The sequence below is a fragment of the Gemmatimonadota bacterium genome, from assembly GCA_040388535.1.
GTDB lineage: Bacteria > Gemmatimonadota > Gemmatimonadetes > Gemmatimonadales > GWC2-71-9 > Palsa-1233.
The window spans coordinates 196,266-213,072 of sequence record JAZKBR010000002.1; the positions used below are offsets into that span (position 1 = coordinate 196,266).

A 16,807-nucleotide genomic window follows, 5' to 3' on the forward strand; every position below is an offset into this window, starting at 1 on the left:
GCGACTCAGGCAGCAGCCTGGATCGGGACCGAGGCGGGAACCGGATCAGTCCGGCCATAGGCGCGGAGGGTGCGCAGGTGGGAGCGGATCGCCCCGCGCATCGTCGGGTGGCTGTTGTACGGCAGCCCGTGCTTCGCCGCCAGTTCGCGCACCATCGGGCTCAGCGCCGGATAGTGGATGCTGCAGACCTTCGGGAAGAGATGGTGCTCGACCTGGAAATTCAGGCCGCCCACATACCAGTTGAGGACCCGATTGGTGGGGCCGAAGTTGGCTGTGGTGGCCAGCTCGTGCACCACCCAGCTCTGCGGCATCGCGTTCTCTTCGTTGGGCATCGGGTGCATCGTCTCTTCCACCACGTGTGCCAGCTGGAAGACGATCCCCAGCGCAATGCCGGCCACGGCGTGTACGGTCAGCATGCCGACGACGATTTGCCACCACGGGAGGTCGATCACCAGGAAGGGGATGAGCAACGTCCAACCGTAGTAGATCACCTTGCCGATGCCGACGCCGACCAGGTCCTTGAAGTCGTGCTTGCGATCCGCGTATGGCCCAAGGTCCTTCGCCGAGAGGTACTTGTAGTCCTTCACGAAGACCCAGAAGAGCGTCGTCATCGCGTACAGCGGGATGGCGTACCACGCCTGCCAACGCTGGAACCAGACCCGCGGGGCGTGAGGCGAGAGGCGCAACAGCGGTGACACCGACAGATCCTCGTCGGCACCGTGGATGTTGGTGTAGGTATGGTGAATCACGTTGTGGGTGATGCGCCAGAGGTAACTGCTGCCACCCATCAGGTCGAACGACCAGCCAATCACCCGGTTGACCTTCGGGTTGTTGGAATAGGCGCCGTGGACCGCGTCGTGACCGATCGCGAAGCCGACCCCGGCCATGCCGAGTCCCAGGGTCACGCAGAGCCCGAGCATCACCAGGGGCGACAGCGTGTTACTGAGAATCAATCCGTAGGAACCGAAGGTGAGCGTCAGCAGGCAGATGGTCTTGAAGACCATCCCGGCATTCGCCTTCTGGGAGATCCCCTTCTGGGCGAAATACTCATCCACCGAAACGCGCAGTTCCTGCAGGAATGCATTGCCATCACGTACCGGGAACGTCGGGCAGCCTCGAGTCACGCACTGACCTCCACTGGGTTGAACACTGGGGGACTAGTGGTTGAAGCTAGGGAGGGGCCGGGGGTTCCGCTATCGGTCGTCCCGTCACGAAACACCTTCATAATCGGACGGATTCCCCGTTGGCATGACCTGCGCGCCACGACCTCACGAGCTAACTGCAACCCCTACGCACCCTTGAAGGACAAGGTTGCCGTGGCCGCACACACTCGGAGCGAAGAACTCAACCCTTGGGTGGAGGAGGCCATTCACACCAGAAAAGGGCCACGAACGCCCTCGCGGCTCACTTGCCTGGCGACGCAGCGACGCGGCGCATCCTGGAGAAGGGGAAGCCGTTGCAGCCGGTTTTCGGAATATCCCGCCGCGGCGGCGCCGTTGCCTCCGCAGCCGCTGCGGTCGGCGCGTCATAGGCGGTGAGACAGAAGCCCCATTCATATGGAGGCATTCCGGGGAGGGGCATCCAGTCGATGCGGGTGAATCGACCCCCTTCGCCGCGATTGCTCGAGTCATTCTGCGCGATGAGGTATTGCGATGCCGGATTCCAGCGCAGCACGTGAAATCGGTTCCCCGGTTGCTGGAACCATTCAGCCGACGTGATCGTGAATCGGCTGCCGTAGTCGTCCTGGAATTCGCCGATAAGCATCCGCGCCGCCGCCCCGGAGGGAGGTGTCGACGTGATTGGATGGGCGCATGCTACCAGTGCGAGCAGCAAGACCAGCGGGGGTTGCCTCACTCTTCAATTCGACTCAGGCAGCGTGAAGTGCCAGATACGACTCTGGACCGGCGCCAAGTCCTCTGGGAGGTAGAAGTAGAGTCCTTTGAGTGGGCTCACGACGATCACGCCAGCGCCCACAGAACGATCAGCCTGGGGTGTCGCCAGGCGTGCAATTGGCTGCAACGTGGTCGTCGAGTAGACCTGGATCACCAACTGCCCCGTCGCGGTCCGCAGCGCAGCGTAAAAACGTGGCTGCGTCGGGTCGCCTGCCACAGCAACAATGTCTTCCGTGAACGTTGTGTCGAGACGAACCGCACCGTTGTTTGCGTCCTGGATGACCAGCCGCCGCTGGCTCGGAACAGGCGTAGGAGTTTCGCCAACTGAGACGAGCAGATTGCCGTCCTGGCTGAAAGCCGATTGCCTCACTGCACGCATCGGCACGGTGAAGGCCACAGTACCACTTGGGAGGGAATAGACCGGGAAGGGAGCCAGGTTGCGTGCACCCACGATCGCGAGGAGATCACCCCGCGGAGAAAAGTTCGTCCCGTAGAGTGCAGCCGGGAATCGCTCCGATTGGATATATGGTGCACCCGGGCCCGACCGGGTGAAGAACCAGGTGTAGTCGTCGTCGCCCGCCATCCAGAGGTTGGGTCCAAGGCGGGTATGTACCCACCCGGTTTGCGACGAGATGCCTTGTGACTCGACCACGGGAGCCCCATTGAAATCCCACTCATCAACGGTGTTGTTGGCACCCTTTCTCGCATACACGCCAGCTCGGTAGGTGGCGGATGCCCCCGGGTAGACGTCAGGTACGGCGGGCACCGAAGTGAGATCACGTACTGTTCCCTGCTCCAGATCGAGCAATCGAGTTCGAAGGTCAGTTTCACCAATGATCGAGGCGACCCCGCTTTTCAGCCACGGGTAAATCTCCCCTATGAACGCTGCCGTGCTCCCCGGGATCGTTCGCAGCCCGGCGAACCCGGCCACCGTCAGCGTCCGAGTTGGAAACCGGGTGTCATTCACCGTCACTTCGGTGGTCAGCTCTCCCGATACACTCGTGGGCAAGGTCCCGCTCACCGTCGAATCGTTCAGCGCGCTCTTGGTGAGTTGAATCGTGAAGGTGTCGACGCGCAGCGTCGCCGATGTGAAACCGCGGCGGAAATCCGGCGAGCTGACATACACCGTGCTGCCGGGCCACGGTTCCGGAAGCGATAGCGTGAACGGACCAGTTGGGCCGGAATCGGAGACCGACTCGCACGCGGCAAGAGAGAGCACACCTGCGAGGAGTACGACGGAGGGGAAGCGCATCGAAGTGCCACCGAATGGGGGATTCCGGAAGCTAAGGGCCAGCGGCACGGCCCGCCACAGTCCGATCGCGTCCGCCAGCAATCCGGGTTACCCTGCAGCCATGGCACTCTCCGCCCGGCAGGCTCGTCGCGCCCTCGTCGTCATCATCCTGGTCACCTCATTCTGGTGGGTGCAGCGTGGTGTCCGATCCGTTGATCGACGCCAACCGGTTGGTCCGGCAGCTGCGCCTGCCACACCCGCGCCGAGCCGACCCCAAACCGCGCCCGCGCCGAATGCCGGCAATGCGGCACTGATCGATGCCGTCCACCAGCAACGCTCCCACGTCGAGCTCTTCGCCATCGGTCGCGTCGCTCGCTTGCTCCCCGACGACAACGAAGGGAGTCGCCATCAGAAATTCCTGCTGCGCATCGCCCCTGACCTCACCGTGCTGTTGGTCTACAACCTCGACCTCGCGCGCAGAGTGCCAGTCGCCATGGGCGATTCGGTCACCGCTCGCGGCGAATACATCTGGAACGAGAAGGGCGGCCTGCTCCACTGGACCCACAAGGACCCCGCTGGCAAGCACCAACCAGGTTGGGTTGATCTGAAAGGGACCCGATACCAATAGTCCCCATCACCCACCACCCACCACCCACCACCCCTTCGCTGGTCTCTAGTCTCTAGTCTCTAGTCTTCTGTGCAGCTTTTCGCGCTACGCGCCTCTCCCGGCCGAACCCTGAACCGGAGAGGATCCCATGCGTTGCACTCCACTGGCGGCCCTGTTGCTGGCTGCTACCCCGCCTGCCCTCTCCGCTCAGGGCTGGATCGAGATCGAACGACCCGTTGGCCCGACCCGGAATTCTCCGGCCATCACACGGGTGAGTTCCAACGTGCACGTCACCGTCGACGGCCGCGTCGCGAAGTTCGAAGTCGAGGAGCGCTTCCGCAACACGGGCGGCGGCATCGCCGAAGGGACCTACCTCTATCCCCTGCCCGGTGAAGCAGTCTTCAGCGATTTCTCCCTCTTTCAAGGCGAGAAGGAACTCAAGGGCGAGATGATGAACGCCGAGCAGGCGCGCACCATCTATGAAGGGATCGTGCGGCGCCTCAAGGATCCTGCCCTGCTCACGCTCGCGGGCCACGGACTCATTCGCGCGCAGGTCTTCCCGGTGCAGCCTGGGGAAACCCGCACTGTGATTCTCCGTTTCACCCAGCTGCTAGCCCGCGATGGCGATGCCCTGCGGCTGCGCTATGCGGCGGGTGATCGCGGTGATGCGCCGGTGACCGTCGGAATCGATGTGGCGCGCGAACGCGAATTCGCAACGACGTACTCGCCGAGCCATCCGATCACCCAGTCGCGCCGCGACGGCACGCTGCACATCAGCGTGACCCCGCCGGTGCGTGGCGACATCGACCTGGTCCTTCCGTTCCGTCGCGGCCTCATCGGTGGCACCGTCCTCACCCATGCGGAACCCGGCGAAGATGGTTTCGCGCTGCTCTTCCTCGCGCCGCCAGCCGCCGAAGAAAACGCCGTGGTGGCACGTGACCTCACATTCGTCGTCGATATCTCCGGTTCGATGAGTGGTGAAAAAATGGAGCAGGCAAAGCGCGCAGTGCATCAGGCATTGCGTGGCCTGCGCACCGGTGACCGCTTCCGCGTCATCGCCTTCAGCAGCGCCGTGCGTCAGTTTCGCGAAGGTTTCACCGCCGTGACTTCGGCCTCCCTGCGCGAGGCCAACGGCTTCGTCGACGCGCTCAACCCCAATGGTGGCACCAATCTCGAAGGCGCCATCGATGCGGCCCTCGCCGTTCGTGCCGACCCCGAGCGGATGGCGTTGGTCTTCCTGCTCACCGATGGTATTCCGTCCGTCGGCGAGCAAGCCCCGGATCGCATCGCGGCGGGCGCCTCGGCACATATCGGCCGCACGCGCATCTTCACCGTGGGTGTGGGGCAAGATGTCAACACCTATCTGCTCGATCGCCTCGCCGTTGAGGGGCGCGGCAGTGCCACCTACGTCGCGCCCGGCGCCGACGTGGGTGACGCCGTCGGCGGCGTGATGACCCGGATGTCGCACCCGGCGCTGGTCGACCTGCGCATCGTCGATGCCCCGGTACGCTTTCTCGATGAAGCTCCCGCAGTCCTTCCTGATCTCTTCTACGGTGAGGAGCTGGTAGTGCTTGCGCGTTACCGCGGCGAAGGGAATGGCCCGGTGGTCATCGAAGGGACCCGCAACGGTCGTCGTGAACGCTTCACCGTCACGGGCGAGTTCACGCGCCACAATGCCGGTAACGACTACATCGCACCACTCTGGGCCGCACGGCGCATCGGAGAATTGAGCCGCCAGCTTCGCCTCGAAGGGTCAAGCCCACGGCTCATCGCCCAGATCCGTGACCTCGGCCTGCGCTACGGCATCCTCACCGAATACACCTCGTATCTGGTGCAGGAGCCAGGCACCCTCGCGAGCGCGCCGCCGGCACCGGCCGTGGGTGGCGCGATGGCCGCGCGCGAGATGACCGGACAGCGCGCGTTCGATGCGGCGAAAGCCAGCGCCAGCATGTCGGGAAGCAACACCCTCGCGGCCGCGAATCGCGCCGTCGAAGCACGGATGGACCAGGTTACCTCGAAGCAGTTGGTCGATGGCCGCAGTGTGGACGAAATCCCGGGTCAGCTGCGACGCGCGGGCGGACGGATCTTCTCGCTTCGCAATGGCGTCTGGACCGACGCCGGCGCTCGCGACTCGCTCAAAGTGATCAGCGTCGCACCCTTCAGCCGCGCCTACTTCGATCTCGTCGCCGCTCGGCCAGCACTCGCCGAGGCCCTGGGAGTCGGCACGCCGTTGCTATTGGGCGGTAGTCGGGCGAGCCTCAAGGTGGCCGATGGCGGCGTGAGCGAGTGGGCACCAGGCGCACTCGAGCGTTTCCTCCGGGAATTCGAGGGCAGGTGAGCGGACCGATCGCAGCACTCTTCGAGGAGTACCACGCGTCGCTCGTGCGGATGTTGACCCGCCGCACGGGTGACGCCGATCGTGCCGAGGAGATTGCTCAGGAAGTCTTTGCGCGTGCCGTGGTGGCACCGCCGCGCAATCCGCGCCCCTGGCTCTTCGCTGTCGCGCTCAACCTCCTGCGCGAGGAAGGACGCAACCGCACGACTCGCGACCGGCGACTGGTGTTGTACAAGGCCGAGCAGCAAGCGGCCGCCGAAGCCCCGGACGACATTCTCGATCGCAATGACAGGATCGCGGCCGTACGCTCTGCGCTCGACACCCTGACCGAGCGCGATCGCGATGCCTTGCTGCTCAAGGCCGAAGGCTTCAGCTACGATGATATTGCCGCCACACTCGGGTTGTCGCGCGGCGCCATTGGTACCACACTCTCGCGTGCCCGCGCCCGGCTGGTCGAGGCGTATCGCGCAGGGAAGGAGCAGCACGATGCCGCATCTTGATGACGGAATGATCCACGAGTTGCTCGATGGCGAGGTTCCATCCAGCGAGCTGCCACCGATCACGGCGCATCTGGCGAGTTGTGCCGAGTGTCGCGGGCGTCTGGAGCGAGCACAGGCAATGATGGCCGAGGCCGACGAGTTGATCGAAGTCCTGGATTTCCCCACTGCACCGCCGGCGGCGGAGGTGACGCCGCTGCCAGTTCGCCGCCCGCTGCGCTGGGTCACTCCGGTTGCCTGGGCCGCATCGTTGGTGCTCGCAGTCGCCCTCGGCTATGCCGCACGCCGGTCGGCGCCGTTGTTGCCACTGCCCGCCCCGGAATCGGCGAATGCGCTGGCAGGTGCGAACAACACTGCCGTTGCGCAACAACCGGCCGAGCGGTCGAAGGAAAATGTGCTGCCGCCACCGCCAGTCATGCGAAGCAATGAGCCAGCCGCCAAGTCAGCGGCTTCGCCTCAAGCGACCGAGGATCGTAATCTGCTCAACGGTAAAGCATCAGCCAATGTCGCCGAGGATGCCCGCATTCGGGCCGAAGCGTCAGCAACGATTCCCGCTCCCGCACCGGTAGCTGCGGCCGCGCCTCCGGTCGGCGGATCAGCTTCTGGGGCGGTGCGTGAGGCACTTTCCGGGATCGCCTCGCGTCGCAGCGACGGCGAACGCCAGTTCCTCGCGCGCGACAAAGCCACCTCGAAGCAGCTGATCGATGGTGCATTGGTCGATAGCTCACCCTTCCGGGCTGACACCATTCAGCTGCCGGATGCCATGCGACTCCTCGGCGGACGCATTCGACTGATTGACGGAGCGGTTCCGAGGCGGCTCGAAGCGCACGGCACTGAAGTGCGGGTGATCTATTCAGTGGCGACGGGAGAATTGATCCTGTCAGAGCAGCTGCTCGACGGGGTCATTACCTGGCGACTCACCGGACCGCGCGATTTCAACGCCGACTCACTCGCGAAGCTCCGGAAATTGGTGCGGGAATAGGATGATGGATGATGGATGATGGATCATGGATACGAGCCGAACCGTTTCGGCACCTGTACCAGACCCATCAGCCGTCACCCATCACCCATCACCCATCACCCATCCCCCACCATCCATCATCCCTGCCTCCATTTGACGCAGATCTCTTTCGGCGTATATTCGGTACCGTAAACCGAACGTACCCCGAAAGCAGGGCATCCCCATGCTCATCCCTCCCACGCTCGCCCGCATTGCCGCAGACCGTACTCCAGCGCGCCCGCGTCCAAGCGAGCGCCCGTTGCCTAACCCATTTGCCAGTGCGCGGTTAGCCAACTGCCCTGACTGTAACGGTCACCTCGCCCATACCTCGGGGTGCGTCACCTGCCTCGCCTGCGGCTGGGGGAAGTGCGGGTGACAACCCCCCAGTCCGCGCTTCCCCCGGGTGGGAGCAAGGCACCGCCGCGCACCTATGCGGCGTGGGTCGAACTCGAGCAGGCCGATCAGCGGGGCAACCGCACCACGCGTTTCCTCTCGGTGCCACCGAAAGGGATCCTCAATGCCCCCGCAGCGACCGGGATGATCTTCTGGTCGATCAACCCCTACATCGGCTGCGAGTTCGGTTGCACCTACTGCTATGCCCGAGAAACCCACCGCTGGACCGTGGAGCGCGCGGCCAACCGGCCAGGTGCACCGGCGACTGCTCGTGAGGCTGCCTCGCTTCCGGCCGCCAAGGCATTCGAGCAGCGCATTCTCATCAAGCAGGGCGCCGCGGCTGTGCTCGCGAAGACACTCACCCCCGAACGCGTCGGATCGCTCCCGATCGTGATCGGCACCGCGACCGATCCGTACCAGCCAGCCGAACGGCGCTTCAAGCTCACCCGGTCGTTGCTCGAGTTGTTGCGTCAGCATCAGGGGCTGCACATCGGCATCATTACCAAGTCGGCGCTGATTGCGCGCGACGCCGCGCTGCTCGCGCAACTGAGCGAGCGTCATCGCATCTCGGTGCACATCTCGCTCGCCTCACTCGACGCACCGCTGCTCCGTCAACTCGAACCGCGCACGCCGATTCCCGCGGCCCGGCTTCGCGCCATGCGAATTCTTGCCGATGCCGGCGTGCCGGTCGGACTTTTGCTCGCCCCGATCCTCCCCGGCCTCACCGATGATCGCGAAGCCCTGCACGCCCTCCTCCTCGCTGCGAAGCACGCCGGGGCGTCGTGGGCTGCAGGCGATCCGCTGCGAATGGGTCGTGCCACCCGGCATACCCTGATGCCCTGGCTCGAACGGGAGCGCCCCGCCCTCGCGGTGCGCTATCGCCAGCACTACGAGCTGCGAAACGGCGTGCGTCGCGACTACGCCGACGCACTCAAGGCTCGGCTTGCGAGCATCCTCGACGAGATCGACCTGCCGCGCGCGGCCCGTGATCGCACCTTCAACAACCGATGGTCGCACACCGCGACCGAGGAGCAGACGGATCTGTGGGGCGCACCCCGCTGATCCGGATGCGAGAAACCCGGCAACCAGATCGTGGTTGCCGGGTTTCTTCGTTGGAACCTTGACCGCTACCTCAGCGCACTAGCGCCGGACGCAGGCATTGTCGAGCGCCGGGCGCACCGGGGCGTTGCCGACCGCCACCGCAAGATCCTTGATGAAGCTGGTGATCCGCGCATAGTGCGGATAGTCGATGTACTGCGCTTCATCGGTAATCTGGTGATAGTCGCCGTGCAGGCCGGTGAAGAAGAAGACGATCGGCACGCACTTGTTGGAATAGTTCGCGTGATCGCTGCGGCCGTAGATGTTGTTGTAGCCGGGCCAGTGCACCACACCGTTCACAGGCGTCCCCAGCGTCGGGTCATCGAAACGGCTGTCGAGGCCGATCGGCTTGGTCCGCTTGGCATTCACCTCGGCCATGATCCGCCCGAGATCGCCGGAGAGGCGATTGGCACCGAGCACGCCGACGTAGTTATCGCCGCCGCCAATGACATCTTCGGCCCGGCCGCGGCCGATCATGTCGATGTTGATCTGGGTCACGATCGAGTCGATCGACACCGTCGGATTCGACGCGAAGTACGACGAACCGACCAGGCCGGCCTCTTCGCCGGTGTGCCACACAAAGAGAATCGAGCGCTTCGGCTTCACCGGCATCTTCGAGATCGCCTCGGCGATTTCAAGGACGCCCATCGAGCCGGAGCCGTCATCATCGGCGCCGTTATTGATCGAGTCAGCACGTGCCGGGCGAATCTTCCGGAGCGAATCGACATTCACCTTGACCGATGCCGCCTGCTCCGGCGTCAGCGCCAGCAGGTCGCCGGTCGACATCTGCATCTTGAGCCGCATGCTCGCGGCGGCGCGAGCCGAGTCGTGATCCACCGCCACGGCGCGGTAGCCGATATGGTCGTTGTGGCCACCGATCGCGACGTACTCGCCGCGCAGCTTCGGATCGCTGCCACGAATCACGGCCACGACGTTGCGGCCGTAGTTGGTCGACGTCTCGGTGTAATTCAACGAGGCGGATGCAGAACCACCGGTGGTGCCGGGCGCGAGCCCGTCAACGCTCTTGCCGAGCAGCGATGCCGCAGCGGCGCTGGTGATCCGGAACGAGGCAGCCGGTGCGCCGGTATTTGCCGGCGCGCCACCATTGAAGCCACCCTGTCCGCGTCCACCCGCTGCACCAGCTGGACGCGCCGCACGTGCAATCGAGTCGGCCCGCGCGATCGAATCGGCATACGCCTGCACCCCACCCGCCGTCTGGCCCGCGGGCAGCACACCCGACACCAGCGCGCCACCGCGCACCACGCCGACCTGGCCGTTCTTGTTCACGACGATATCACTGCCACCAGGGCGCGCACCCGGCGTGGCACGCGCCATCGTCGCCGCGGGGTTGTTGATTGCAGCACGGGCCGTCAACGAGAGCGCATCAAGATCGATCGTCGCCACGGCCACCGCCCCGGCGAATCGCCCGGCAGCAGGCCCGCCACCGCCGAAGTTGCCGCGACCGCCTCCAGGGCCTCCAGCAGGCGCTCCGGCCGGTCGCACCGCTGGCGAGAGAATCACGAACTTGCCTGCCGCCTCTGCCGCCGTGATCTGCTTCGTCGTATCGCCGGCAACACCACCGTAGATCACCGTCGCACCCGAAACCGACTTTGGTGCAACTGCACCCGGCACCGGCACGAAGTCGGCGTTGAAGCGGAGCGCCTTGCCATCGACCGTCAGCGTCGACTGCTCGGTGAACTTGCGCTGGATGTAGGGCAGCGTCTGGAAGTAGCCACCGTTCTCGCCAGCGGGCTCGATCTTGAGCCGCTTGAGCTCACCCGCGATGTAGTTGGTCCCCTTCATGTTGCCTACGCGCCCGACCTGTCGCCCTTCCATCGAGTCGTCGGCAAAGATGTAGAGTCGCGTCATCAGGTCGGCGGCACTGATCGCGGCCGTCGTGGGCTTGGGAGTGTGCTTCTCGGGATAGCCGTACTTGTTGAGCGGCGCCTGGGCCACCAGAACGGCCGGGACGAGCAGCAGCGCAAGGGAATGCGCCGACCGACGTGCAATGGACACGCGTGTACTCCAATGAGAATGAGAAATCATCTGAGGGGAACTACTTAGTGATACGAGCAGTCATCACGCCGGGTTGATTCCTCTGTCTGCAGCCTGGGCCGTCGCGATCCCGCGCGGTTCGTCGACCGATAGCAGCAGCACGCCCCCGATCACGAAGAATCCGATGACCGTGGCCACTCCAGCGCGCTGTGATCCGAAGGCCGTGGTGACCACGCCGAGCAGCAGCGGCCCCATGAACGCCGTCGCTTTCCCCGAGAAGGCGAAGAAGCCGAAGAACTCGGCCTGGTGCTTCGCCGGTATGAAGCGCCCCATCAACGACCGTGATGCCGACTGGTTCGGTCCGACGAAGATCCCGATGAGAATCCCCGCGACCCAGAACCACGCGCGGGTCGGCGCCCAGACCGCGAGGGCGGTGGCAATCGTGAGCGCGACCAGCGACCAGAGAATGGTGCGCTTGCCGCCGATCCGGTCGTCGACGAACCCGAAGAGAAACGCCCCGAGCCCCGAGGCGACATTCAGCGCCACGCCGAAGAGAATCACCTCGGAGAATGACATCCCGAAAGTGCCGGCCGCGTAGATCCCGCCGAACGCGAACACCGTGACCAGGCCATCGTTGAAGATGAGTCGCGCGACCAGGAAGCGAACGATCTCGCGATAGTGCCGGATATCTCGCGCCGTCTGCGCCATTTCCGCGAGCGCCGCGCGGAAGGAAATGGTGGCCCCAGCAATGTGGCGCTCGGGCACGACCAGAAAAATCGGCAGCGAGAAGAGCCCGAACCACACTGCCACCAGCAGGTTGGTCGCCCGAATATTCCAGCCTGCCACCTTGGAGATCCCGAACCACGGCACCTCCGGCTGCACAAAGCCGACGAGCGCGATGCCGAGACAAACGAGCCCACCGACATAGCCGAGTCCCCAGCCGTAGCCCGACACGCGACCGATCCGCTCCTGCGACGCAATCGTCGGCAGGAATGCGTTGTAGAACACGTTGCCTGCCTCGAACGCCATCTCGGCCATCACGAAGAGGATCAGCGCAATCAGCCCGGCGTGTGCCGTCCCCGGTGCCACGAAGGCCAGCAGCGTGGTGGCGATGATGCTGATGATGGTGCTCACCGCCAGGAAGCGCTTGCGCGCGCCGCTGCGATCGGCGGCTGCGCCCAGGAGCGGCGACATCACTGCTGTGAGCAGCGCACTGATGGCCACCGCGCGCGACCACCACGCCGTGCCCGTGACTTCGTCGGGCGCCATCGCCTTGGTGAAATAGGTGGCGTAGATGAAGGTCACCACCAGCGTGGTGAAGGCCGAATTGGCCCAGTCGTACAGGGCCCAAGACCAGATCACCCGGGGCTGATCCCGATCGTTGGGCGATGTCGCTGCAACTGCCGTCATGGCTACCTCAGCTGGGTCCCGCGATCCCCCAATCTACCCCTTACCCGCTTTCGGTGTATCTTCGGTTTAGCGATATGCGCACCATCCTCTTCGTGGACCCGCCTGCCTTCTGCACCACCGTCGAAGTCCTGGGCGATCCGCAGCTGCGCCGGCGTCCGCTGGCCATTGCCCCCCTCGCCGCCGACCGGGCGGTGCTCCTGGCCGTGAGCGCCGAGGCGCGGAGTGCCGGGCTGAGCCGGGGGATGGCCGTTGCCCTGGCGCGGAAGATCTGCCCCGATCTGGTGGTGCGTCCCCCCAACCCGCGTCGCTATGCCGCCGCGCACCGGGCGCTGCACGAAATCCTCGCGCGGGTGGCCCCGGTGATTGAACCGCGCGGCTGGGGCCACGCCTATCTCGACATCACCGGCACCGAAGGACTCTTCGGGTCGGCGGTGGACGTGGCACTCCGACTCGAGCGCGAAGCGAGCAGCCGACTCTCGCTCCCCCTCGCCGTGGGTGTAGCCGTCAACAAGCTGGTGAGTGAGGCCGCCGCCACCGTAGTGAAGCGGGAATCGGGGGCCGAGATCTGGTCGGTGTCGGCGGGGCACGAGGCCGCCTTCCTCGCTCCCGAACTCGTGACGCTGCTTCCCGACGTGCCCGACCGCGTGCGTGAACGGCTCGATGACTATCACCTCGAACGGATCGGCGAAGTGGCGGCACTCGGCGAACAGCCGTTGCGCGTGGTCTTCGGGGCGGCCGGCCGCACCCTCTACACCCACGCCCAGGGGATCGACCTGCGCCCGGTGATTCCGCCCGAGGTGCGGGCCGAGTGTCGCGTGACGCATCTGCTCGCGACCGACACCAACGATCGCACGGCACTCCATGCCATGTTGCGGCCGCTCAGCGAGCGCCTCGGCCGTCGCCTGCGGGCGCGCAACTTCACCGCGGGGCGATTGCTGGTCACTGTGCGGCACGTCGATGATGCCACCGCCGAACGCGCCATCCGGTTGCCACCGTGGGCGCTCGATACCGATCTCTGGCACGCCGCCTGTCGCGCACTCGATGCGGTACTCGCACGCCGGGTGGCCGTGCGCAGCGTGACCCTCGTGGCCGATGCGTTGCGCGATACTCACGTGCAACTCGAACTCTGGCCCGATCCGGTGGCGCAGGCCCGCCCCGAAGCCGCCGCGTTGCAACAGGCGCTCGATGGCGTGCGGCAGGTGCTCCAGCGTCCCGCCGGGAATGCTCCATCCCGGGCGGCCCCACTCTTGCGCGGTCAGGTGATCCGGCGGCGACCACGCGAGGCACACGCCTCGAGTGATATTGCAGTGACCGGCTGACAGGAGCCCGCGAGTGACCCGAGTGCCGCAGAACCATCTCCCCGATCACGCACGGTGACCTGACCGTGTGCGGCATCTGCGGCATCGTGCAGCCGCGCGGCACCACCGTGGCACCGGAGGTGCTGCGCGAGATGCGCGACGCGATGGCGCATCGCGGCCCCGATGGCGCCGATCTCTACATCGATGGACACATTGGCCTGGGCCATCGTCGCCTCAGGATCATCGACCTGAGTGATCTCGCGGCCCAGCCGATGACGAGCGGCGACGGCAATGTCGTCGTGGTGCACAACGGCGAGATCTACAATTTCGAGGCGCTGCGTCGCGAACTCGAGCAGCATGGCCACCGGTTCCGTTCCCGCTCCGACACCGAAGTCATCCTCGCGGCGTGGCAGCAGTGGGGACCGGCGTGCGTCGATCGCTTCAACGGCATGTTCGCCTTCGCGCTCTATGATCGCGCCCACGGCACACTCTTTCTCGCTCGCGATCGTCTCGGCATCAAGCCGCTCTACTATCACAGCGCCGGTGGCGTCTTTCACTTCGCGTCCGAGATCAAGGCGTTCTTCGCGCTGCCGGGAATCACGCCACGCATCAACGATGCGCGCCTCCCCGAACAGCTCCTCTATCGCTCGCTGGCCGACGAACAGACGCTCTTCCACGGCATCAATGCGCTGCTGCCGGGGCACTCGCTCACGGTCAGCGCCGACGGCGAGATCTGCACACAGCAATACTGGGACATCGCCTTCGCGTCACTGCTCGATGCACCGGAATCCGAACTCGAAGAAGATGTGCTCGCCCTCCTGCTGGAGAGCGTGGAGCTCCAGGAAGTCGGCGATGTACCGATCGGGGTGCAGCTCAGTGGCGGCATCGACTCCGCGCTGGTCACCGCGGCGATGGCACGTCCCGGACAGCCGCAGGTGCAGAGCTTCACCGCGGGATTTGCCGAGCCGGGATTCAGTGAATTTGCCGAAGCGCGCGCGGTGTCATCGCGCTATCACACCGGGCACCACGAAGTCGTTCAGCAGCAGCGCGATTTCGTCGACGCCCTCGACACCCTCACCTGGCATCACGACGAACCGCTGGCGCACTCCAACTCGGCGGGGATCTACTCGCTCTGTCGCGCCGCGAAACCCTTCGCCACGGTGCTGCTCACCGGTGAAGGGGCCGACGAGACCTTCGCGGGATACCATCGATATGCGTGGCTCCAGAAACATGCCGCCGCGCGTCGCTGGCTCATTCCCTTCGCACCACTCCTCCCCGCTCGCACCTCGGGGCGACTCGCCTCGTTGCAGCTCGCGCTGACCCGATCACCGCACGAGTTCATCGCCCTGAGTACGGCGCGCGGCTTCGGCGACTTCGCCACGCACCTCGACCCGGCGGCAGTACAGCAGACCATCACGCGACGCGCCACGTTGCTGGCCCGGGCGAGCGGCACCTCACCGCTCAATCAGGCGCTCTACTACGATCTCAAGAGTTACCTGCCGCCGATCCTGATGCGCCAGGACAAGATGAGCATGGCCCACGGGGTCGAGACCCGGGTGCCGTTCCTCGATCATCGTCTCGTGGAGCTGGCGTTTCGCATTCCGGACCGCAACCGACTTCGCGGCAGCACCGGCAAGTGGCTGCTCAAGCGGATTGCCGAGCGCTATCTCTCGAAGCCACTCGCCTGGCGGGCCAAGAACGGTTTCTCCTTTCCACTCGCGCCGTGGCTCCGCGATGCCAGCGGTCTCGGCGGCCGGCTCGATCTGATCGTGGCCGAAACGAGCCTGAGCCGGCGATTGCTCCCCCGCCCGGTCCTCGAAACGCTGATCGCCGAACACCGAAGTGGCCGGGCCGATCACGCCGAAGCCCTCTGGACGCTGCTGGCACTGGAGAGCTGGAAAACGGCTTTTTTTGGAGGGAAATGAGGCAATTTCTGCAGTTTTCTGAGAGTTTTTACTGGATTTGACGTTTTCGCACTTTCGGTGTATCTTCGGTATCACTGCTTCGGATGCCACCATGCCCAGCCTCGCTTCCCGCTATCTGTCCCATGCCAGCACGACCTTGCCGAAGGTCGCGTTGCTGGTGAGCAGGTCGTATCCGCGAGCGGCATCCCGCATCGGCACCACGCTTTCCACGATCGGCCGCAGCACACCGGTCGCGAAGTACGGCAGCACCTCCACGCTGAATCGCGCGATCAATTCGGCGCGCTCCGGCAGCGTCCGCACCCGCATCGCGGTGCCGATGATTTCCAGTCGGTGGCGCAGCACCACACCCAAGTCGATTCCCGCCGCGCGTCCGCCAGTGAGGGTGCCCAGCACCACCAACCGACCCCGCTTCGCGAGCAACCCGATGTTGGCGTCGAGCGCCTCGGCGCCGAGCGTGTCGACAATCACGTTCACCGGTGCGCCAACCTCGGCTGGCCAGTCGGGGTGCGTGGTGAGCACACCGCGGGTCATCCCGAGCGGGAGGCAGCGCGCGAGTTTCTCTGCGGTGCGCGAGGTGCCGATCAATTCGAGGTCAAGCAACCGGGCGAGTTGTGCGGCGGCCGTGCCCACCCCGCTGCCAATGGTATGGACCAGCACGCGGTCGCCGCGCTGCGCCTTGCCGCGCAGCACCAGGGCATCCCACGCGGTAAGAAACGCTTCGGGAATCGCTGCGGCATCGTGGAATGACATGCCATCCGGCACGCGCAACACTTCGCTCTCGTGCACCACCAGTTGCTCGGCGGCAGCTCCACCGCCCACGAGCCCCATCACCTTGTCCCTAACAGTCCATCGCGTCACGCCGCTGCCGCAGGCCACGACGCTCCCCGCGTACTCCATGCAGGGAATGTCGTCGGGCCATCCCGGGGGCGCCGGATACTTCCCCACGCGCTGGAGCAGGTCGGCCCGATTGAGCGCCGCGGCGTGTACCGCCACGACGACCTGCCCCGCCTCTGCGACGGGCGCAGGGCGATCGACGATTTCGAGGGAGGGGAGGATGACGGCGCGCATGCTGGAAGGTAGCGGAGGCCTTGGTGGTGCCGCGCTCGCGCGGCACGGGTCTCTGCGT

The 16,807-nt window shown here is 65.3% G+C and carries 13 protein-coding genes; 7 read left to right on the top strand and 6 right to left on the bottom strand.

The window, feature by feature from the left end; all coding sequences use genetic code 11:
* Positions 1–5: 5 nt before the first annotated feature.
* From V4558_04480 to V4558_04490, 3 genes are all read right to left on the bottom strand, one after another.
* Positions 6–1,124 (bottom strand): acyl-CoA desaturase, encoded by a 1,119-nt coding sequence (locus V4558_04480; protein MES2304735.1) that lies wholly within the window; start codon positions 1,122–1,124, stop codon positions 6–8.
* Positions 1,125–1,404: 280 nt separating this feature from the next.
* Positions 1,405–1,764: a hypothetical protein gene (locus V4558_04485; protein ID MES2304736.1), complete on the bottom strand. Its 360-nt coding sequence runs from the start codon at positions 1,762–1,764 to the stop codon at positions 1,405–1,407.
* 93 nt (positions 1,765–1,857) lie between these two features.
* The gene (locus V4558_04490; protein ID MES2304737.1) at positions 1,858–3,144 is read right to left on the bottom strand and encodes a hypothetical protein; all 1,287 of its coding nucleotides are present in this window, start codon (positions 3,142–3,144) and stop codon (positions 1,858–1,860) included.
* Positions 3,145–3,244: 100 nt separating this feature from the next.
* Here V4558_04490 and V4558_04495 point away from each other — a divergent pair, with 100 nt between their 5' ends.
* The 5 genes from V4558_04495 to V4558_04515 all read left to right on the top strand — a co-directional run bounded on the left by V4558_04495 (position 3,245) and on the right by V4558_04515 (position 9,017).
* Positions 3,245–3,751, top strand: coding sequence for a DUF3465 domain-containing protein (locus tag V4558_04495; protein ID MES2304738.1), 507 nt, complete (start codon positions 3,245–3,247; stop codon positions 3,749–3,751).
* A 127-nt stretch (positions 3,752–3,878) separates the two neighbouring features.
* Positions 3,879–6,068, top strand: a complete 2,190-nt coding sequence (locus V4558_04500; protein ID MES2304739.1) for a VIT domain-containing protein — start codon at positions 3,879–3,881, stop codon at positions 6,066–6,068.
* Positions 6,065–6,565 carry a sigma-70 family RNA polymerase sigma factor gene (locus V4558_04505; GenBank protein MES2304740.1) on the top strand — a complete coding sequence of 167 codons (501 nt, stop codon included), beginning with the start codon at positions 6,065–6,067 and terminating at the stop codon, positions 6,563–6,565. Before V4558_04500 ends, V4558_04505 begins: the two co-directional genes overlap by 4 nt.
* A complete protein-coding gene (locus V4558_04510) occupies positions 6,552–7,544 on the top strand; it encodes a hypothetical protein (GenBank protein ID MES2304741.1) in 993 nt (330 codons plus the stop codon). Before V4558_04505 ends, V4558_04510 begins: the two co-directional genes overlap by 14 nt.
* A 390-nt stretch (positions 7,545–7,934) precedes the next feature.
* Complete coding sequence (locus tag V4558_04515; GenBank protein MES2304742.1) at positions 7,935–9,017, top strand: radical SAM protein; 1,083 nt, start codon at positions 7,935–7,937, stop codon at positions 9,015–9,017.
* Positions 9,018–9,095: 78 nt separating this feature from the next.
* Here V4558_04515 and V4558_04520 read toward each other — a convergent pair whose 3' ends face one another.
* Positions 9,096–11,069, bottom strand: coding sequence for a M28 family peptidase (locus tag V4558_04520; protein MES2304743.1), 1,974 nt, complete (start codon positions 11,067–11,069; stop codon positions 9,096–9,098).
* 63 nt (positions 11,070–11,132) lie between these two features.
* On the bottom strand, positions 11,133–12,458 hold the full coding sequence (locus V4558_04525; protein MES2304744.1) for an MFS transporter: 1,326 nt from the start codon (positions 12,456–12,458) through the stop codon (positions 11,133–11,135).
* A gap of 74 nt (positions 12,459–12,532) precedes the next feature.
* On the opposite strand from V4558_04525, the gene V4558_04530 reads away from it, so the two are divergent.
* Complete coding sequence (locus V4558_04530) at positions 12,533–13,777, top strand: hypothetical protein (GenBank protein MES2304745.1); 1,245 nt, start codon at positions 12,533–12,535, stop codon at positions 13,775–13,777.
* 65 nt (positions 13,778–13,842) lie between these two features.
* Positions 13,843–15,681, top strand: a complete 1,839-nt coding sequence (gene asnB / locus V4558_04535; protein ID MES2304746.1) for an asparagine synthase (glutamine-hydrolyzing) — start codon at positions 13,843–13,845, stop codon at positions 15,679–15,681.
* A 111-nt stretch (positions 15,682–15,792) separates the two neighbouring features.
* Here asnB and V4558_04540 read toward each other — a convergent pair whose 3' ends face one another.
* Positions 15,793–16,749, bottom strand: a complete 957-nt coding sequence (locus tag V4558_04540; protein MES2304747.1) for an NAD(P)H-quinone oxidoreductase — start codon at positions 16,747–16,749, stop codon at positions 15,793–15,795.
* Positions 16,750–16,807 lie beyond the last annotated feature (58 nt).